This is a genomic window from Acidiluteibacter ferrifornacis, assembly GCF_009909615.1.
GTDB classification, from domain to species: Bacteria; Bacteroidota; Bacteroidia; order Flavobacteriales_E; family Vicingaceae; genus Acidiluteibacter; species Acidiluteibacter ferrifornacis.
On record NZ_WWNE01000006.1, the window covers coordinates 215,784 to 234,812 of the forward strand.

Annotated in this window: 16 protein-coding genes; 6 read left to right on the top strand and 10 right to left on the bottom strand. The window is 35.5% G+C overall.

From position 1 onward, the window contains the following. Positions 1–62: 62 nt before the first annotated feature. The 3 genes from GQN54_RS07445 to GQN54_RS07455 form a co-directional block, all read right to left on the bottom strand. Positions 63–1,436, bottom strand: a complete 1,374-nt coding sequence (locus GQN54_RS07445) for a PKD domain-containing protein (protein ID WP_160632904.1) — start codon at positions 1,434–1,436, stop codon at positions 63–65. 117 nt (positions 1,437–1,553) lie between these two features. Further along, positions 1,554–1,769: a thioredoxin domain-containing protein gene (locus tag GQN54_RS07450; protein ID WP_160632905.1), complete on the bottom strand. Its 216-nt coding sequence runs from the start codon at positions 1,767–1,769 to the stop codon at positions 1,554–1,556. Continuing rightward, positions 1,766–2,449, bottom strand: coding sequence for a Crp/Fnr family transcriptional regulator (locus GQN54_RS07455; protein ID WP_160632906.1), 684 nt, complete (start codon positions 2,447–2,449; stop codon positions 1,766–1,768). The genes GQN54_RS07450 and GQN54_RS07455 overlap by 4 nt, the downstream gene beginning before the upstream one ends. Before the next feature lie 85 nt (positions 2,450–2,534). Here GQN54_RS07455 and GQN54_RS07460 point away from each other — a divergent pair, with 85 nt between their 5' ends. Beyond that, a complete protein-coding gene (locus GQN54_RS07460; RefSeq protein WP_160632907.1) occupies positions 2,535–2,906 on the top strand; it encodes a hemerythrin domain-containing protein in 372 nt (123 codons plus the stop codon). Here GQN54_RS07460 and GQN54_RS07465 read toward each other — a convergent pair. The 4 genes from GQN54_RS07465 to GQN54_RS07480 all read right to left on the bottom strand — a co-directional run bounded on the left by GQN54_RS07465 (position 2,903) and on the right by GQN54_RS07480 (position 7,960). Continuing rightward, complete coding sequence (locus GQN54_RS07465; RefSeq protein WP_160632908.1) at positions 2,903–3,784, bottom strand: bifunctional 5,10-methylenetetrahydrofolate dehydrogenase/5,10-methenyltetrahydrofolate cyclohydrolase; 882 nt, start codon at positions 3,782–3,784, stop codon at positions 2,903–2,905. The two genes, GQN54_RS07460 and GQN54_RS07465, sit on opposite strands and share 4 nt — an antisense overlap. Positions 3,785–3,804: 20 nt before the next feature. Continuing rightward, on the bottom strand, positions 3,805–5,145 hold the full coding sequence (gene ffh, locus GQN54_RS07470) for a signal recognition particle protein (RefSeq protein WP_160632909.1): 1,341 nt from the start codon (positions 5,143–5,145) through the stop codon (positions 3,805–3,807). 72 nt (positions 5,146–5,217) lie between these two features. Then, positions 5,218–6,999 carry an arginine--tRNA ligase gene (argS, locus tag GQN54_RS07475; protein WP_160632910.1) on the bottom strand — a complete coding sequence of 594 codons (1,782 nt, stop codon included), beginning with the start codon at positions 6,997–6,999 and terminating at the stop codon, positions 5,218–5,220. 4 nt (positions 7,000–7,003) lie between these two features. Continuing rightward, positions 7,004–7,960 carry an arginase gene (locus GQN54_RS07480; RefSeq protein ID WP_207554850.1) on the bottom strand — a complete coding sequence of 319 codons (957 nt, stop codon included), beginning with the start codon at positions 7,958–7,960 and terminating at the stop codon, positions 7,004–7,006. A 187-nt stretch (positions 7,961–8,147) separates the two neighbouring features. Here GQN54_RS07480 and GQN54_RS07485 point away from each other — a divergent pair, with 187 nt between their 5' ends. From GQN54_RS07485 to GQN54_RS07505, 5 genes are all read left to right on the top strand, one after another. Beyond that, positions 8,148–9,548 (top strand): type III PLP-dependent enzyme domain-containing protein, encoded by a 1,401-nt coding sequence (locus tag GQN54_RS07485; RefSeq protein ID WP_160632911.1) that lies wholly within the window; start codon positions 8,148–8,150, stop codon positions 9,546–9,548. Between the two features lie 72 nt (positions 9,549–9,620). Further along, positions 9,621–10,394, top strand: coding sequence for an enoyl-CoA hydratase/isomerase family protein (locus GQN54_RS07490; protein WP_160632912.1), 774 nt, complete (start codon positions 9,621–9,623; stop codon positions 10,392–10,394). A gap of 15 nt (positions 10,395–10,409) precedes the next feature. Then, entirely contained in the window at positions 10,410–11,093 is a 684-nt protein-coding gene (locus GQN54_RS07495; protein WP_160632913.1) for a hypothetical protein, read from the top strand. A 124-nt stretch (positions 11,094–11,217) separates the two neighbouring features. Next, a complete protein-coding gene (locus tag GQN54_RS07500; RefSeq protein WP_160632914.1) occupies positions 11,218–13,773 on the top strand; it encodes an FtsK/SpoIIIE family DNA translocase in 2,556 nt (851 codons plus the stop codon). A 22-nt stretch (positions 13,774–13,795) separates the two neighbouring features. Further along, entirely contained in the window at positions 13,796–14,443 is a 648-nt protein-coding gene (locus GQN54_RS07505; RefSeq protein WP_160632915.1) for a LolA family protein, read from the top strand. Between the two features lie 67 nt (positions 14,444–14,510). Here GQN54_RS07505 and GQN54_RS07510 read toward each other — a convergent pair whose 3' ends face one another. From GQN54_RS07510 to guaA, 3 genes are all read right to left on the bottom strand, one after another. Further along, on the bottom strand, positions 14,511–15,206 hold the full coding sequence (locus tag GQN54_RS07510) for a hypothetical protein (protein ID WP_160632916.1): 696 nt from the start codon (positions 15,204–15,206) through the stop codon (positions 14,511–14,513). Positions 15,207–15,613: 407 nt separating this feature from the next. Continuing rightward, a complete protein-coding gene (locus tag GQN54_RS07515) occupies positions 15,614–17,437 on the bottom strand; it encodes a LysM peptidoglycan-binding domain-containing protein (RefSeq protein WP_160632917.1) in 1,824 nt (607 codons plus the stop codon). Positions 17,438–17,439: 2 nt separating this feature from the next. Further along, positions 17,440–18,972 carry a glutamine-hydrolyzing GMP synthase gene (gene guaA, locus GQN54_RS07520; protein WP_160632918.1) on the bottom strand — a complete coding sequence of 511 codons (1,533 nt, stop codon included), beginning with the start codon at positions 18,970–18,972 and terminating at the stop codon, positions 17,440–17,442. Positions 18,973–19,029: the final 57 nt, after the last annotated feature.

The window sequence follows — 19,029 nt, forward strand, 5'->3', positions numbered from 1 at the left end:
GGGTAAAAAAAAGGGCAAAAGAATAAAATTCTTTTGCCCCTCAAAGCTATTCAGTAGCACTCTTATTTAGTCTTTATAAACTTCTGAGTTTTTTGAGACTTTCCATCATTTAAGGATATGATATATAATCCATTTTCAAGGTTTGAGATATCAAATTGCTCAATATTTCCTGATGCATTATTGTTTCTTTCCATGATCACTCTACCAGAGATATCCATTATTCTAATTTCAACTTTAGAAGAAATTGCTCTTAAGTCAACAGAAAGGTTACTCACTGCTGGGTTTGGATAAACTGTTACTTCTTCTAGAGATGTATTCTTCTCAATGCCTACAAGAGTTGGATCAATTACAGTGATTGAAAATCCTGCTGCAGATTTTAAGTTTCCTAAGGAATCCATACCTACTGTATCACAGAAGTACGAAATACAATTCATTAATGTATCTGTAATTTGCAAACAAACCACATAGTCTCCAAAACTTGCATACTGATGTGAAGGAGTTCTTCCTGATCCGAAGTTACCGTCGCCAAAATCCCAAGTATAAATGTGAGAACTTAAGTTAGATGAAGTGTTAATTAAATAAACGCTATACTGAGCAGTAGTATCTTTCATAATCGTATAACTAGCGTTACAGCTCGCTGGAGGTGGTGTAGTTCCAATTACAACACTATCACTGTAAGTTGATAAACAATTGATTAATGAATCATCAGTAGTCAATGTAATTGTATAAACACCTGAAGAGGCATAAGTATGTGTTGGATTCACTGCTGTACTTGAATTTCCATCACCGAAATCCCAGTAGTATGCCGAACTCCATACCGAAGCATAAGAAGTATTTGTTAAGGTTACTGTATTACCTAAAACTTGAGAAGTAAAAGAAGAATTACAATAATGAACATTAATAGTATCAGTATACTGACAAGCAACTCCGGCTCCAGCAGCGTATAGTGTAACCACATATACTCCTGTTGTAGCATAAGTGTGTGTTGGACTTGTTACAGTTGAATATGGCGAGCCATCACCAAAGTCCCATGCATAAGTTAAAGGAGATGTTGGAGGAGTTGTATTCGTGAAAGTAACGGCATTTGTAGCCCAATCTACTGAACTATTAAAACTAGCTGTACATGGAGGATTTGGGTTTGAAACTGTTACTGGTTTACAAATTGTATCACCACATAAAGTGTCTGCAATCATTAAGCAAACCGTATAAGTACCAGCCTGACTATAAGTATGTGCAGGACTTTGAGTAAATGCACTCTGACCATCTCCAAAATCCCAACTATGAGAATGGTTTCCTGATGTACTGAACGATGAGTCCATAAATTGAGCAGTCAAGCCATTCGACCAATACTGGAAGTCAGCATGACAGTTTTGCGCCTGTAAGCTACTGAAAGCAACTGTAAAGAAGAAGGCCATTAAGTAAGTAATCTTTTTCATAATATAAATTTTTAGATTGTTTACATGAAATACGCCTAAGCCTAAAAGATAGTTGGGTATCTTCAATAGAAAAAAACACAAAAGTCTAAAAAACAAAAGATTAATTAAGAAAAAAAATTATAATGTAGCCTTTACTTTAGAAATTATATCTATTCCATAACCCACTAAAACATTATTTTCAAAAAGTGCTGGAAAAACAAAAAGGGGAACTGGTGGAATAATGTCTTGCTCATCAATGTTTACAATTTCATGAGGAATATTAACAGAAATAAGATAGTCTACAACTTCTTTGCATTGATGGCAATTATGCCCTATATATAAGATTCGATTCATTTTAGCGCATTTAAATCTCTAACTAGGAATCGATTTCTTTCCATATAAATTAAATCTAACTCCTTCAATTCATTCAATATAGTAGTTACTGTCTGACGGGACGTCGCAGTAAGGTTTGCGATATCTTGATGTGTTAAATTGTGCTTAATCAATGTTTCTTCCCCCACTTTAACTCCATATGATTCTCCCATTTCCTTTATCAGATCTACAACTCTAGTACGGGCATCTTTAAAGATTACAGACTCTAACTTTAATTCCACCTTTCGAAGTTTTTCCCCGATCATCTTAGTGACCGCTAAGCTCAATTCAGAGTTTCCACTCATGATTTGCTTCATTTCTTCAATACTAAGTGTGCATAGTCGAGTATCTTTATCCATGGCTATTGCAAAGTCCCTACGTTTAGACTCACCAAGAATTCCCATTTCACCAAATACTTCGCCAGGATACAAAACTGTTTTTAAAATCTCCTTTCCATCTTCGGAGTAGGAACCAATCTTCACTCTTCCTCTCTTTAGAAAATAAATCACCTTAGAGGGTTCTTCTGGAAAATAGATAAATTGATTTTTTTCAGCAGACTTCATTACCGCTCTTTGATCAATCTCAGACATTTCTTCAGGTGATAAATTCTTAAATAAGTTTATCTGCTCTAAATACCACAGTTTTGATTCCGTTGCTGCCATTTATTGTTTATTTCGAATTAAAAGTACTCATTAGCAAATATTGAAACAACATTATTGTATATTTAACCTTAAATAAACAAGAGATATGAATCAGCTAAACACCCTTTTTCAAGAGCACCACAAACACCTTAGACTAATTGAGTCCAAGGATTTAGCTGGAATTGAAATCAATGCCATTATAGAAAATTTTAAAACACAAGAAAGGTTCTTCGAAAAAACAGCTGGAGTTTCGCGTAGTTTAGACCAATTGGCAGAGGAACTGAAGGAAGAACACACATCAATAATAGAATTATGTAATCAATTAGAAGAAGCTGAAGGAGCTTCTCAAGCTCTCGAAATACTTAATGTATTGGGTTTACTCATCAAAAAACACATCCGAAACGAAGAACATGTATATTTTGAGAAGGTGAGAAATCGTTTTTCTGAAGAGCAAATAAACGGGTTTTTGGAAATCTAACTTTCCATTTTTCCTTTTGCAGCAAGTATAGTATTCTTTAATAAAGACACAATGGTCATTGGGCCTACTCCTCCAGGTACAGGGGTAATAAATGAAGCTTTAGGAGCCACCTCATCAAATTTCACATCTCCAAATAGCTTGTAACCTGATTTCTTTGTGCTGTCTGCTTTTCTGGTAATCCCAACATCAAATATTACCACTCCTTCTTTTACCATGTCCGCAGTAATAAACTCAGGCTTTCCTAAAGCAACTATTAAGATATCTGCAGTTCTAGTTATTTCAGGCAAATTAACTGTTCGACTATGAGTCAAGGTAACCGTACAGTTTCCTGGGTAAGAATTTCGAGACATTAGATTTGCAACTGGAGATCCTACAATAGCACTTCTTCCTACTACTACACAATGTTTCCCGTTCGTCTCAATATTATATCGTTCGATTAATTGTAGAATTCCGTATGGTGTTGCTGGTAAGAAGGTGGGTAAGTTCAGCATCATTTTACCAATATTGGATGGATGAAAACCATCCACATCTTTTTGTGGAGATATGGCTTCGGTAACCTTTTTCTCACTAATATGCTTAGGCAATGGCAGTTGAACTATAAAACCATCTACATCTTTATCATTATTTAATTTTGCAACCTCTTCCAATAGCTCTTTCTCTGAAACCGTATCATTTAGTCGAACTATGGATGAATGCATTCCTACCTTCTTACACGCTTCAATTTTGGCATTTACATAGGTAATACTTGCTCCGTTACTTCCTACGAGTACCGCAACTAAATGAGGAACTTTCCCACCTTTATCCTTCAACAATGCTATTTCTGCAGCAACCTCATCTTTAATTTCTGCAGCTGTTTTCTTTCCGTCAATTAATTGCATCTCTGTATTTTAAAAATGTTTTATGGTCTTCCTGGCATTTTTGGCATATTGCGCATCATTTTAGCCATATTTTGTTTGTTCCCCATTAAGCGCATCATCTTACTAGTTTCATCAAATTGCTTTAACAATTTATTTAACTCCTGAACAGATGTACCGCTACCTGCAGCGATTCTTTTTCTTCTACTTCCGTCAATTAGTTTTGGTTGCTCTCTTTCTTGGGGAGTCATAGAATGAATCATTGCTTCAATATGTTTAAAGGCATCATCATCTATATCCATATTTTTTATGGCCTTTCCTACACCGGGAATCATCCCCATCAAATCTTTCATATTACCCATCTTTTTAATCTGAGCAATTTGATCTAAGAAGTCATTAAAATCAAACTGATTTTTTGCAATCTTCTTATGTAGCTTTCTCGCTTTCTCTTCGTCGTATTGCTCTTGTGCTCTTTCCACCAAAGAAACAACATCTCCCATACCTAAAATACGGTCTGCCATTCGTTTTGGGTAAAACACATCCAACGCTTCCATCTTCTCTCCAGTACCTACAAACTTAATTGGCTTGTCTACTACCGAGCGAATGGATAATGCAGCTCCTCCCCTTGTATCACCATCTAATTTGGTCAATACGACACCATCAAAATCTAATCGATCGTTAAATGCTTTTGCAGTATTTACAGCATCTTGTCCAGTCATGGAATCTACCACAAACAAAATCTCAGATGGATTTATCGCTTGCTTTACAGCAGCAATTTCGTTCATCATTTGTTCATCAACTGCCAATCGTCCGGCTGTATCTATTATTACTACATCAAAACCTTTACTTTTTGCATGAGTAATACCAGCCTTAGCAATTTCAACAGGATTTTTATTTTCTTTATCTGAATATACCTCAATGTTAATCTGCTCTCCCAATACATGCAATTGATCAATCGCCGCAGGTCGGTATACATCGGCAGCAACTAGCATTGGATTCTTTCCTTTCTTTTTCTTTAAATAGTTTGATAATTTTCCTGAAAAGGTGGTTTTTCCTGAACCTTGTAGACCAGCAATTAAAATTACTGCAGGACTCCCCTTAAGATTAATGTCGGTACTTTCACCACCCATTAATGAAGCTAATTCATCATGAGTAATTTTAGTAAATAATTGTCCAGGAGAAACAGAAGTCAACACATCTTGTCCAAGGGCTTTTTCTTTTACACTATCTGCAAAGTTCTTTGCAATCTTGTAGTTAACATCCGCGTCTAAAAGTGCTCTTCTAATTTCCTTAGAAGTTTCTGCTACGTTAACTTCTGAAATTTGTCCTTGCCCTTTTAGGACTTTAAAGGCTCTATCTAACTTATCCGATAAATTATCAAACATTGGTGCTATTCTTTTAATTAAGGTGCAAAATTAACAATTCTACACACGTTTGTAAAATCTATTTCCAAGGTATCACATCTGCTCAGGAACTTCAATACCCAACAATTTCATACTTCGTTTTATAATATCTCCAACAACCGCAGACAATTGAATTCTCATCATTTGCAGAGCAGCATCTTCTTCATTAAAGATAGATACATTTTGATAGAAGGAATTATATAATTTAACTAAATCATAAGTGTAATTTGCAATCACCGCGGGGCTATGAGTAACACCGGCTAATTGAACTGTTTCGGGGTAGTCGTGAATTAATTTGACCAAATCCTTTTCGTTAGTATTCAATTTGGAGCTAGTGTCAAAATCACAATCAGAAATTGCCGCCTTTCTCAGAATAGATTGTATTCGTGCATAGGTATATTGGATAAAAGGGCCTGTATTCCCGGCAAAATCAACAGACTCCTTCGGATTAAACAACATACGTTTTTTCGGATCGACTTTCAAAATGTAATACTTCAATGCACCCATTCCAATCTTGTGAAATAAAGCGTCTTTTTCTTCAATCGCTAGTCCTTCTAATTTACCTAGTTCTTCGGAAATTTCTTGAGCAGTGTTTTTCATTTCTAACATTAAGTCATCTGCATCAACCACCGTCCCTTCTCTACTTTTCATTTTCCCAGTTGGTAAGTCTACCATTCCATAAGAAAGATGCTGAATTCCGCTCGCCCATTCAAATCCAAACTCTTGGAGCACTTTAGCTAGCACTTGAAAATGATAATCTTGCTCATTTCCTACCACATAGATATATTCTTCACAATTGTACTCCTTGTGACGAATGATTGCAGTGCCAATATCTTGCGTTATATATACTGAAGTCCCATCGCCTCTGAGCAATAACTTATTATCTAATCCCTGACTGGTTAAATCTATCCAAATAGAGCCATTTTCCTTTTTAAACAACTTACCTTGATCCAAGGCTTTCAAGACTTCATCTTTTCCCAATAAGAAAGTATCAGATTCATAATACAACTTATCAAAATCTACGCCCATCGTGTTGTAGGTACTTTCAAATCCATCGTAAACCCAGCCATTCATCATTTCCCAAAGTGAACGAATTTCAGGATCGTTGTTCTCCCATTTCACCAGCATCTCTTGGGCTTCAATCATAATCGGCGCTTGCTTCTTTGCCTCTTCCTCTTCGATACCTTTAGTGATCAATTCTGCAATTTGCTCCTTATAAATTTGATCGAATTTTACGTAATAGTTCCCAACTAACTTATCACCTTTTATACCTGTAGAAGCAGGGGTTTCCCCTTTACCGTATTTCTCCCAAGCCACCATAGACTTACAAATGTGTATTCCTCTATCGTTGACAATTTGAACCTTTGTGACTTTGTGCCCATTAGCTTTTAATATCTCGCTTACTGAATATCCTAAAAAATTATTTCTTAAATGTCCGAGATGCAGTGGTTTATTTGTATTTGGTGAAGAATATTCCACCATAATTGGCTTTGCTGAATTCGGTATTGCAAATCCAAAATTCGAAGTATCCAGGACTGTAGCTAAAAATTGAGTCCAATATGCATTGAACACTTCTAAATTCAAGAACCCCTTTACTACATTGAAGCCACATACCTCAACTACATTTTGAGTCATCCAAAAACCTAACTCTTCAGCAGTTTGCTCAGGCGATTTTTTGGAGACCCTTAACAAAGGAAAAACCACCAATGTGAGATCTCCTTCGAAATCTTTTCTTGTCTTTTGTAATTGAATTAGCTTTTCGTCTGATTCAACTCCATATAATGTTTGAATGGCTTTTTGAGCCCCTAGGTATAAAATTTCTTCTATCTTCTTCAATCTTTTACTTATTTTCCTCGATCACTCGAGTGGTTTCTTCTAATATTTTAAAAGCAGTCTCTGCCATCTTGTTACATTTATTATCCAGAGTAGGGTTAATTTCAACTATTTCAAAAGCAACCACTTTTTTACTTTGGATAATCAATTTTATCATTTCTTTCACCTCGTCCGGCCTATAACCATCTTTAACAGGTGTACCAGTACCATAACTTACTTCATCTGGATCCATAGAGTCTACGTCAAATGAAACATATAAAATATCGCAATTTGTTAACATCGATAATGCTTCTTTAACTGCATGCTCTATACCTTTACCCCTAGTTTCTGCAACAGTAAAGTTTTTAATACCATACTTATCCATGAGAAAATCTTCAGGACTTTCTGTATCTCTAACTCCAAAAAACACCAAATTATCTGGTGTAATTTTAGGATTTATACCACCTATTGACTTTAACTCATTCCACTTCTGGAGCGTAACTTCCTTAACATCATTCACTTTACACTCTTCATTATCAACACCCAACGCAGTAGCCAATGGCATTCCATGCATATTTCCTGTCGGAGAGGTGTATGGAGAATGTAAATCCCCATGAGCATCAATCCAAATTACCCCTAACGTTTTATCTGGGAAAGCCTTCTTAATTCCTGCAATAGTTCCGCCTGCACTACCATGATCAGCAGAAAGCACTATTGGAAACTCTTCATTGATTAAAGTTCTACTAACTGAGTCGCATACATTTTGATAAACCTCTACCAACCCTTCGATTCGGATACCGAACGGTGTAGGATTATCAGCCCACAGTAGATCGTTTCGATCTGCTATTTTTTGAAGAGGATAACGTAAAAAATAATTGCTTTTTTTGTTCAGAGAAGCAATTCTTAAGGCATCTATCCCCATACTTGAACCACGTGTTCCAGCGGCAATCTCGGACTTCATTTCCAGTAATCTTATTTTCTCCATAATTTGTAAAATCTAGTTACTCTAAAAATATATTTTAGTTAAATCTGAATTATTATTCCCATAAATTTCAATTCAACTATAGATTTGTTGCTAACTTTACTATCTCCAAAACCAATCAATACAACACAACTAACTTAATTACATCGAATTTTAAATCAAAAAGTAACTCAGTTACATCAACAACAACATGAACAACACATACAAAAACCTTATTGAGCAAACATTTGACTTTCCTCAAGAAGGATTCGAAGTTATCGATAATGAACTTTATTTTCATGACATCTGTCTAACAGATGTCATAAAACAATATGGAACCCCCTTAAAATTAACCTACTTACCAAAGATTGGCTCCCAAATAAATAAGGCAAAAAGGTGGTTCAACGTTGCCATGGCAAAAAGCAATTACAAAGGTAAATACACTTATTGTTATTGCACTAAAAGTTCACACTTTTCTTTTGTTCTTAACGAAGTATTGAAGCACGACACTCACTTGGAAACCTCCTCTGCATATGATATTGAAATCATTAATGAGCTAAACCGAGAAGGAAACCTTACCAAAGATACATACATTGTTTGCAATGGATATAAGCGACCATTATATTTAGAAAATATTGTAAAACTTATTGATGAGAAATTCAATGTTCTTCCTGTTTTGGACAATATGAAAGAGTTAGAGTATTACAAAGAGCATGTGAATGGCAAATGCAACATTGGAATTCGAATTGCATCTGAAGAAGAGCCTTCATTTGAATTTTATACTTCTCGTTTAGGCATAAGGTACAAAGACATTAAAAACTTCTATTTAGATCAAATTAAAGAAGATGATCGATTTGACCTAAAAATGCTTCACTTTTTTATAAATACTGGCATTAAAGACACGTCGTATTACTGGAGTGAATTGGTAAAATGCTTACAAGTATATGGTGAACTAAAAAAAGTTTGCCCAGAACTAGATTCCCTAAATATTGGAGGCGGCCTGCCTATAAAAAACTCTTTGGGGTTTGAGTACGACTATGAATACATGATTGAAGAAATCATCAATCAAATTAAAGAATTCTGTGTCAAACATCAAATTGAAGAACCCAACATATTTACTGAGTTTGGCTCTTTTACAGTTGGCGAAAGTGGAGCATCTATATATTCCATTATCGACGAGAAAAAACAAAATGACACCGAAAGATGGTACATGATTGATAGCTCTTTCATTACTACTTTACCAGATATTTGGGGAATCAACCAGAAGTACATCATGATGGCAATAAATCACTGGGACATTCCATACCATAGAGTTAATTTGGGCGGATTAACTTGCGATAGTTTAGATTATTACAATTCAGAAGCGCATGAAAATCAAGTTTTCTTACCTAAATATAGCGATGACCCAAAAGGCACCCCACTATTTATCGGCTTTTTTAACACAGGCGCTTATCAAGAAGCTCTTAGTGGTTTTGGAGGGATAAAACATTGCTTAATTCCATCTCCAAAACATGTGGTTATTGATAGAGATGCAGAAGGAAACATCACCACACGATTGTTTTCGAAAGAACAAAGCCACAAATCAATGTTGAAATCCTTAGGGTATTATTAGTTGAAAATAAAAATTAGTGGTATCCGTCGTTCAGCAGAATGAATATATTGTTTCAAAAAAAATTGAATTCAAATGAAGTTTGTAAAATTCGAATTAAAAGATAGAGTTGGTTACGTCATTCTTAATCGTCCTGAAAAGCGCAATGCATTAAATGCGGAGTTTGTCGAAGAACTAAAAACCACCTTTAGAAATGCAGAAAAGGACACTTCAGTAAAAGTGATTGTAATCAAGGCAAATGGAGATGCTTTTTGTGCAGGAGCAGACTTAGGATACCTCAAAACACTTCAAACCAACAGCTATGAAGAAAACTTAGCAGACTCCACAGCGTTAATGGAATTGTTTCAGTTAATTTATTCTTTAAAGAAAGTAGTGATTGCTCAAGTTGAAGGGCACGCAATAGCAGGTGGATGCGGACTTGCAACGGTTTGCGATTTCGTTTTTGCTGTTCCAGAAGTAAAATTTGGATACACTGAGGTGAAAATTGGTTTTATCCCTGCAATAGTTAGCCTTTTTTTACTGAGAAAAATAGGAGAAGCTAAATCAAAAGAGTTACTTCTTTCTGGACATTTAATAGACAGTTCTGTCGCTCACAAATTTGGCTTAGTCAATTATATTTCGCCATTAGTCGAAATAGATGAAAAAGTTTTTATATTTGCTCAGAAGCTTTGTTTAGAAAATTCTTCACAATCAATGGAAATGACCAAAAAATTAATATCAAATGCGCAACATTTGAGTATTAGTGACGGTTTAAAATTAGCAGCTGCAGAAAATGCAAAAGCAAGGGAAACAGAAGATTGCAAGAAGGGAATTGCCGCTTTTCTAAACAAAGAAAAAATAAAATGGTAAGTAGATATAACGTTCATGAAGCATTCTTCTCTTTTTCTAGTTCTTATCATTATTGCCCTCTGGGGCTGTGATGAATCTAGCAATGACCTTACAGAAGGAGAAATAGTTTATAGCATTTACTATCCTGAGGAGGACACCAATGGATTGATGTACGACATGATGCCAACAGAAATGAACTATATTTTCACTAAGTACAAGACCAAAAGTGAAATTACTGCTGGAATGGGTTTGTTTAGGTCAGCCTACATCAATGATTTGAAAAAGAATCAACTTTCTCAAACTCTAAAGATGCTGAACAAAAAGTATCAATCAACTTATCAAGAAAACTCATTTAATCAGCTGAATCCCAAGTTTGCCGACCTATCGATTCGCTTCACCGATGAAACAGATTCTATTCTAAATTTTTTATGCCATAAGGCGGAGTTTACAATTGGAGGAAGCGATAAAAACTACAGCGTCTATTACACAAAAGAAATAGGTAGCCCCAACCCAAACACAGGTACCCCTTTTGCTAGCATACCTGGAATTATGTTGAAATATACCGTTGAAAATTTTGGAATAATCATGGAGTTCACTGCTGAATCAGTTCATCAAAAAAAGATCGACAGCAATGATTTTAAGATAGGCGAAGAGTATGCAGTAATCCCACCTGACGAATTAAAAAGTCAGATCGAGTCCATTTTTCAAAGCACTCGCTGAGCCACGCTACAAAACTATTTGTTTTACAACAATATATCTCCTTTTCAAACGACAATTCAAAAGTGAATTTGTGTTACCAAATTGCAATGCGATTTCTTACATTTGAAGATTGAGAACTTAAAGAATGGCGAAGAATCAATTCAAATCTGACAAAACCGAAACTCCGGCTTCGGAAAAAGAGTCAAAACAAAAAAAAGGCAAACTATTCAAAGGACCAAAACAGTCATTTCAATCCTTTGGGTCCTTTATTAAAGATGAAAAAACGAAGAACGTTACCGGATTATTATTTATCCTGCTTTCTGCATTTCTTTTGGTTGCATTCTCATCTTTTTTATTCACTTGGGAAGCAGATCAAAGTAAATTAGAACTTTCTCTAGGTGATTTTTTGTGGGACCCAGAAATTGTTGCAGAAAACTGGTTAGGAAAATTTGGTGCAGCAGCTTCACATGTATTTATCTATAAATGGTTTGGAATTGCCTCTTTTATTTTTGTCGTCCTCACTTTTCTTGTAGGGTTTAAAATTCTATTTAAAATCTCTTTGCTTCCTATTCGAAGATCTTTCCGAATCTCATTTTTTGGAATTATTTTCACCTCTTTATTAATGAGTTACTTTTTCAATCAATCTCTATTCTTTTTAGGAGGTGGATTTGGCTATCAAGTAAACATCTGGTTGCAAAGTGTTATAGGGTTTATAGGAACAGGCTTCTTAATCATATTTTCTTTTCTAACATTTTTAACCATTTCATTTAACCTTTCTTTTTCAGGAATCTTTAAGAAAAATGAAACCAGTTCGGATGAAGAAACTATAAAAACCAATACCGAAGCAACAGCAGAAAAGGTAAACTCTCTTCATTCTAATGAAGAGGTTGATCTGGAAGATGAGCTTGCTATTGAGGATGAATTTTCAGAAGAGGAAATGATGCCTACATTGAAGAAGGAGTCTAAGCAACCAGAAGATGATGAACAACAACAAGAAATAATACTTGAGCCAACGGCAGTTGAAGAAAAAGAAAATCAGACAACTGAAGAAGATAAAGCTTTTTCGTTTGAAGTTGCTCAGCCTGAAGACTCTTCAGGAGAAGAAGAGGAAGAAGTAGGTTTAGAAATTGAAGACCCCATTGAAGATGACGAACTCTCTGATGAAGAATTAGATAGTCGAGTGGCAGAATTTGGTGAATACGATCCTACGCTAGATTTGCCGAACTATAAGAATCCTCCAATTGACATTTTAAAAGAGTATGGCAGTGGTTCAATTAAAGTTGATAAAGAAGAGTTAGAAGCCAATAAAAATAGAATTGTAAAAACGCTTGAGAACTATAACATTAAGATTGACAGCATTAAAGCGACAGTAGGTCCGACAGTAACGTTGTATGAAATAGTTCCTGCTCCCGGTGTTCGTATCTCTAAGATAAAAAACTTAGAGGACGATATTGCACTTAGTTTAGCTGCACTTGGAATACGAATTATCGCTCCTATTCCGGGGAGAGGCACCATTGGTATAGAAGTTCCTAATCAGAATCCTGATATCGTTTCAATGCGTTCAGTTATTGCCTCTGAAAAATTTCAAACATGCAAATATGAGCTTCCGGTAGTAATGGGTAAAACCATTTCTAACGAGACATTTGTTTTTGATTTGGCTAAAATGCCTCACTTGTTGATGGCTGGAGCTACTGGTCAGGGTAAATCTGTAGGGTTAAATGCAGTGCTAGCATCCTTACTCTATAAGAAACACCCTGCTCAGTTAAAGTTTGTATTAGTAGATCCTAAGAAAGTTGAATTGACTCTTTTTAATAAAATTGAACGTCACTTCTTGGCGAAACTACCAGACACAGAAGATGCCATAATAACAGATAACCAAAAAGTTATCAATACGTTAAACTCTTTATGCATCGAAATGGACACCCGCTACGAACTGTTAAAAACCGCATTTGTTCGTAATATTAAAGAATACAACACTAAATTCATTAAACGTAAACTAAGTCCTGAAAAAGGGCATAAATATTTACCTTACATTGTAGTGGTAATTGATGAGTTTGCCGATTTAATTATGACTGCGGGTAAAGAAGTAGAACAACCTATAGCTAGAATTGCTCAGTTGGCTCGTGCGATTGGAATTCATTTAATAATTGCGACTCAGCGTCCATCTACCAATATTATTACAGGTTCTATCAAAGCGAACTTTCCGGCTCGAATTGCGTTTAGAGTAACTTCAGGAATTGACTCTAGAACTATCCTAGACTCGGGAGGTGCTGAGCAATTGATAGGACGAGGAGACATGTTATTGTCAAATGGGAGTGATTTAATACGTTTGCAGTGTGCGTTTATTGACACACCTGAAGTCGAATTATTGACTGAATTCATCGGCAATCAACGCGCGTATCCTGATGCGTTTTTACTACCTGAATACATTGACGAAAATGGTGGAGGCGCAGCAGGAGATGTAGATTTAGCAGACCGAGATGCATTGTTTGAAGATGCTGCTAGAATAATAGTACAACATCAACAGGGTTCTGCATCCTTGTTGCAAAGAAGATTAAAATTAGGATACAATAGAGCAGGCCGAATAGTTGATCAATTAGAGGCCGCAGGAATTATAGGACCGTTCGAAGGAAGCAAAGCACGACAAGTATTGATTCAAGACGAAGCAAGTTTGGAACAGTATTTGAATAACATGGATTAAAATAAATATACAAAGCTCGATTATGAAAAAATTATTGATAATAGGAATGATTCTGTTTGGCACTCAAGCCACTTTTGCTCAACAAGATGTAAAAGCCAAAGCTGTATTGGATAAATTAAGCGCAAAGGCAAAAACCTTTAAAACCATCTCAGCTACTTTTATGTACGAGTTGAATAACCCAACAGCAGACATCAACGAAAAACAAGAAGGTAGTTTAATCTCTAAAGGAGAAAAATACAACTTGAACATTGCAGGACAGAATGTAATATCTGATGGTAAAACCAAGTGGACTTACATCGCAGATGCCGAGGAAGTGCAAATTGACGATGCCACAACTGAAGGCGAAGAAGCGTTAAACCCTTCTAAAATACTAACCATTTATGAAGATGGATTCAAGTACAAGTACGACAAAGACATTACTGAAAATGGTAGAGCTATTCAGGTCGTAAAATTGTTTCCTGAGCAAGCAGATGACAAGCCATACCATTCTGCTTTATTGTATGTAGACAAAGTGAAAAACGAAGTCACCAAGATTGAATTGAAAGGAAAAGACGGTTCCAATTACATCTACACCATCACTTCTTTTGAGGTGAATAAAGAGATTCCGGACTCAAAGTTTGTGTTCAACACAGCAAAGCATCCAGAAGTGGAAGTAATCGATTTGAGATAAAACTGAACAACATTAAATAGAAAAGCGACAACTTGATGGTTGTCGCTTTTTTTTGGGGTTAATATGTCTATTTCTTCCAAAGATATAGCGCTAGAATAGAAACTAGACTAATGATTGGGATTAAAAATATTGTTCCATTACCACCTGCTTGTTGAATTTCCCAAGCAGCATATCCAATAAAACAAACACCGACCAAAACACGAGTAAATATTTTTAGGTACTTATTTATATTCCAAATTAATCCAAAGACTCCACCGAATGCTATTAATAATGCGATAAAACGCATAAACTCCAGATCCAATAATTGGCTGTTTCCACTATAATCTGTTTGATAAAAAAGCAACAATGCTGCAAGTAATTCCACCCCTGAAAGAACCCTAGAGACAATTGACTTTAGCTTGCTAACCTCAACACCTTGATAAAAAGACAATGAATTACCTTTTGTGGAGATGGCTTCTTCGTATTCTGCTTTAGAAACTTCTTTGAGCTTGATTAAGTTCTTAAATCGAAAATTAAGTAATATCCCAACAATTGTCTTTTCTGAAAAATAGCAAATCAAGTATTTCTCTTGATCATTCGTTTCATCAAAAGAATAACTTCCTGCATACCAATCTACCTTTAGATTAATTTTGGAAGGTGCCTGATCAATTACGGCTTCAGATTGGCTTCCCAATAAACCTATGAGTTTATTAGTCGAATCAAGAATTTTATAATTGCGAAATGAAAACGATAAGAAATAAGGTCGATAAATGTGTATTTTCATCTTAATAAAATTTTAATATCTTATAAACCCGTCAAATAAATTACACCTATTACACAAAACAAATAACAAATACATTTAGCAAACCATTGGATTTGTAAAGAGAGTTCCATTTGCTCAACTGCAGATAAAATTCTATCGTTTAGTAAATAAGAGTATAGGATTAAGTTTCTCATAAAGGTTTATCAAACATAATCTTAAAAAAAGTAGAAAACAATAGCATTCAGTTTCACAAACAGTTACAAAGGTTTAAAAAAATAGCTCAAAACCAAATCCAAATTGGATTTTTAAGATGTAAACACTTTAAAAAATAGGCCCTTTTTAACATTTTAACAACCAAAATTCCCTAAAATAAAAAAAGCCATCCTTTCCGAGAAAAGATGGCTTTTAAAATATCATTTATGGTGTTCTTAAAACACCTTTTTCAATTTATAATCTTCGTACTTCAATAAGAAAACACTATGGTTTTCATAGCCACTTTCTATTCCTGTTTTAAAGAAATTGAAGTTCATCATCAACATCTCTTTGTTATAACCCATAAACATTACTTCATAGTTCACTCCAAACTGATTTAACAAACTCAAATAAAAATAACCAACATCGTATCCCAAATAACTAAACTTACTAGGTAAGTGTTTGTTTCTGTTGAAGAATTGCTCCTTAAACACTTTTACTTCTTGAGCTTCAGGATCTACAAACTCAGAGGTCAATGCGTGAACATTCAAATCATGTAAATGCTTTATTTCTAAATTATCATAATTCAATACATTCTCATTGAACACTAAAGTAAACAGATAATCGCCTTTAAGCTCATGCAAAGAGCTAATCAATGAGGTAATGAACGCTTGATTCTCTGAAGGAATGTAAATTACATTCATCTTCAATTCGTTCAAGTTGTTCTTTAAATTAGCAAACGACTTGCTTCCATAAATTAACTCATTAGGAATGGACTGCATTGTAGAGTCTTTACTGTCCAACATACTTGTTTTATAACTCTTCAAGAAAGTCTGGATAGTCGCATCGTCTTCTTCACCTTCATGGTTAATCAAGATAATGTTGTGCTTACTCCAGTTGCTGTGGCAGTAGTCCGCAAATCGCTTAACCAGCAATGGGCTACTAGTAGCTACCTTACTTACATAAGAGTTCCCTAATAAGATTTTATTACTCTGCTTAACGGGAGAAACAATGTTTATTTGATTCTTTTTTGCGAAATCGGCAGCCTTCACAAAGTTCTTGTAATACATGGGACCCACAATCAAATCCAAACTTTTCATTTCAGGCTTTTTCAAAATAGAGGCCGTCACAGCAGTATCATTTTCTGTGTCGAATACAAACAGTTTTAGATTCAACCCTTCTTTTTTTAATGAATCCAAAGCAATTAAAAAACCTTCGTAAAACTCTAAAGCATACCCTGACATTCCAAAAATATCAGCAGATGTCACATTCTCCTTTTCTAGCGCCTCTTTATTTTCTTTTAGGAAAAATGGCAACAACAAAGCTACCTTATAGGCAGGCTTAATAGAGGTGCTATCAAAAACAGGAGATGGAACAAAAGATGTATCGGTATCTACAATTTTTAAAAGTGGAATATTTACCGACTCACCAATCCTTAAGCCACCCACTAATCCGTTATTTACAGCTAGAATAGAATCAATTGATACTTGATACTTCTTAGATAATGAATAAACTGTTTCTTTAGGTTCCACTGTGTGGGTTTGCCAAATATTTTCTTGGGCAGGTGTATATAACTGCTTTTCTTCTGTCTTCTTGATTTTAGCAACTGGAATTTTAATTTCCATCCCTTCCTTCAATCCATCAACCACTTGAGGATTTTCAGCAATGATGTCTTTCTGATCAACATCATATTCCTTGCTAATTGCATACAATGTATTCTTTTTCTCTACTTTATGAATCAAGTAATTCCCATCCACCTCAACGGTCTGCGTAAAGTCTTTTCGCTTAACTTCTTTGAGCGGAATTAAAATACGATCACCAATGGCATAACCATCTGCAGCTGCAGGATTAGCCTTTAACAATTCTTTAATAGGAATGGCATACATTCTAGATACCGCATAAAGCGTATTTCCTGCTTCAATCGTATGGATATAATACTCCTTACCATTGATCTTATGAATTTCCAAATTCGGTGTTGCATCTTGAGCAGAGACCATAGCAGGTGTCATTACCAAAAGAACTAAAGCCAATAGGAAAGCTAATCTCATTTTAATTTTCATAATTACTCCCACTCTATTGTGGCAGGTGGCTTTGAGCTGATGTCATACACTACTCGATTAACCCCTTTCACTTTATTAATAATTTCATTGGACGTTTTAGCTAGAAACTCATACGGTAAATGAACCCAATCTGCTGTCATCCCATCTGTTGATTCTACTGCTCTTAATGCCACTGCATTTTCATACGTTCGTTCATCACCCATAACTCCAACAGACTGCACCGGCAATAAGATTACTCCTGCTTGCCAAACTTTGTCGTATAAACCAGCTTTTTTCAATCCATCAATGAATACTGCATCCGCCTCTTGCAAAAGGCGTACCTTTTCTGGAGTGATGTCTCCCAATATACGAATTGCTAGCCCCGGACCGGGAAATGGGTGACGTCCTAATAAGTTATCAGGTAAACCCAAGGCCTTACCAACTCTACGAACTTCATCTTTAAATAACAATCGTAAAGGCTCCACTATCTTCAATTTCATAAAATCAGGCAAACCTCCTACATTGTGGTGACTTTTTATGGTTGCAGATGGACCACCAGTGGCAGAAACGGACTCAATCACATCCGGATAAATAGTTCCTTGTGCCAACCAAGAGATATCAGTTAATTCATGAGCCTCATCATCAAACACTTCGATAAACACTCGTCCAATTGCTTTTCTTTTCTTTTCAGGATCAGACTCACCAGCTAACGCCTCGTAAAAACGAGATTTAGCATCCACTCCTTTTATATTTAAACCCAAGAACTTATACTGTTCTAACACCTGCTCAAATTCGTTTTTTCTAAGCAATCCGTTATCCACAAATATGCAATACAAATTATCTCCTATTGCTTCCTTTAATAGCATCGCAGCTACTGAAGAGTCAACGCCTCCAGACAATCCAAGCACTACTTTATCGTTTCCAATTTTGTCTCGCAACTCCTGAATACTTGTTTCTGCAAAAGAAGCCGCAGTCCAGTTTTGCGAACAACCTGCTACGTTTACAATAAAATTCCTTAACAGCTCCAATCCTTCAGTAGAATGATACACTTCTGGGTGAAATTGGATGCCGTATGTATCCTCTCCTTGTATGTGATATGCAGCCACTTTCACATCTTCAGTAGATGCAATTATTTCGAAATTATCTGCTACTTGTTTAATGGTATCTCCGTGTGACATCCAAACTTGACTGTTATCAGAAATTCCTTTCATGAATGGATTAGACTGACTAACGAAAGATAGATTAGCACGACCATACTCTCGGGTTTCAGATGGTAACACCTGACCACCAAAATGTTGAGCCATATATTGTGCACCATAACAAACACCTAGCAAAGGCATTTTTCCTTTTATATTGGTTAAGTCAATCTGAGGAGCATTCTCATCCCTTACAGAAAAAGGACTTCCAGAAAGGATTACAGCTTTAACACTATCATCCATCTCTTTCAGATTATTAAATGGATGAATTTCGCAATATACATTTAGTTCTCTTACTCTTCTAGCAATTAACTGGGTGTACTGAGAACCAAAATCAACAATAATAATTTTTTCTACCATCGGGCAAAGATAAAATATATGATACGCCTATTTACTATATTTTTTGAAGAATTTTCA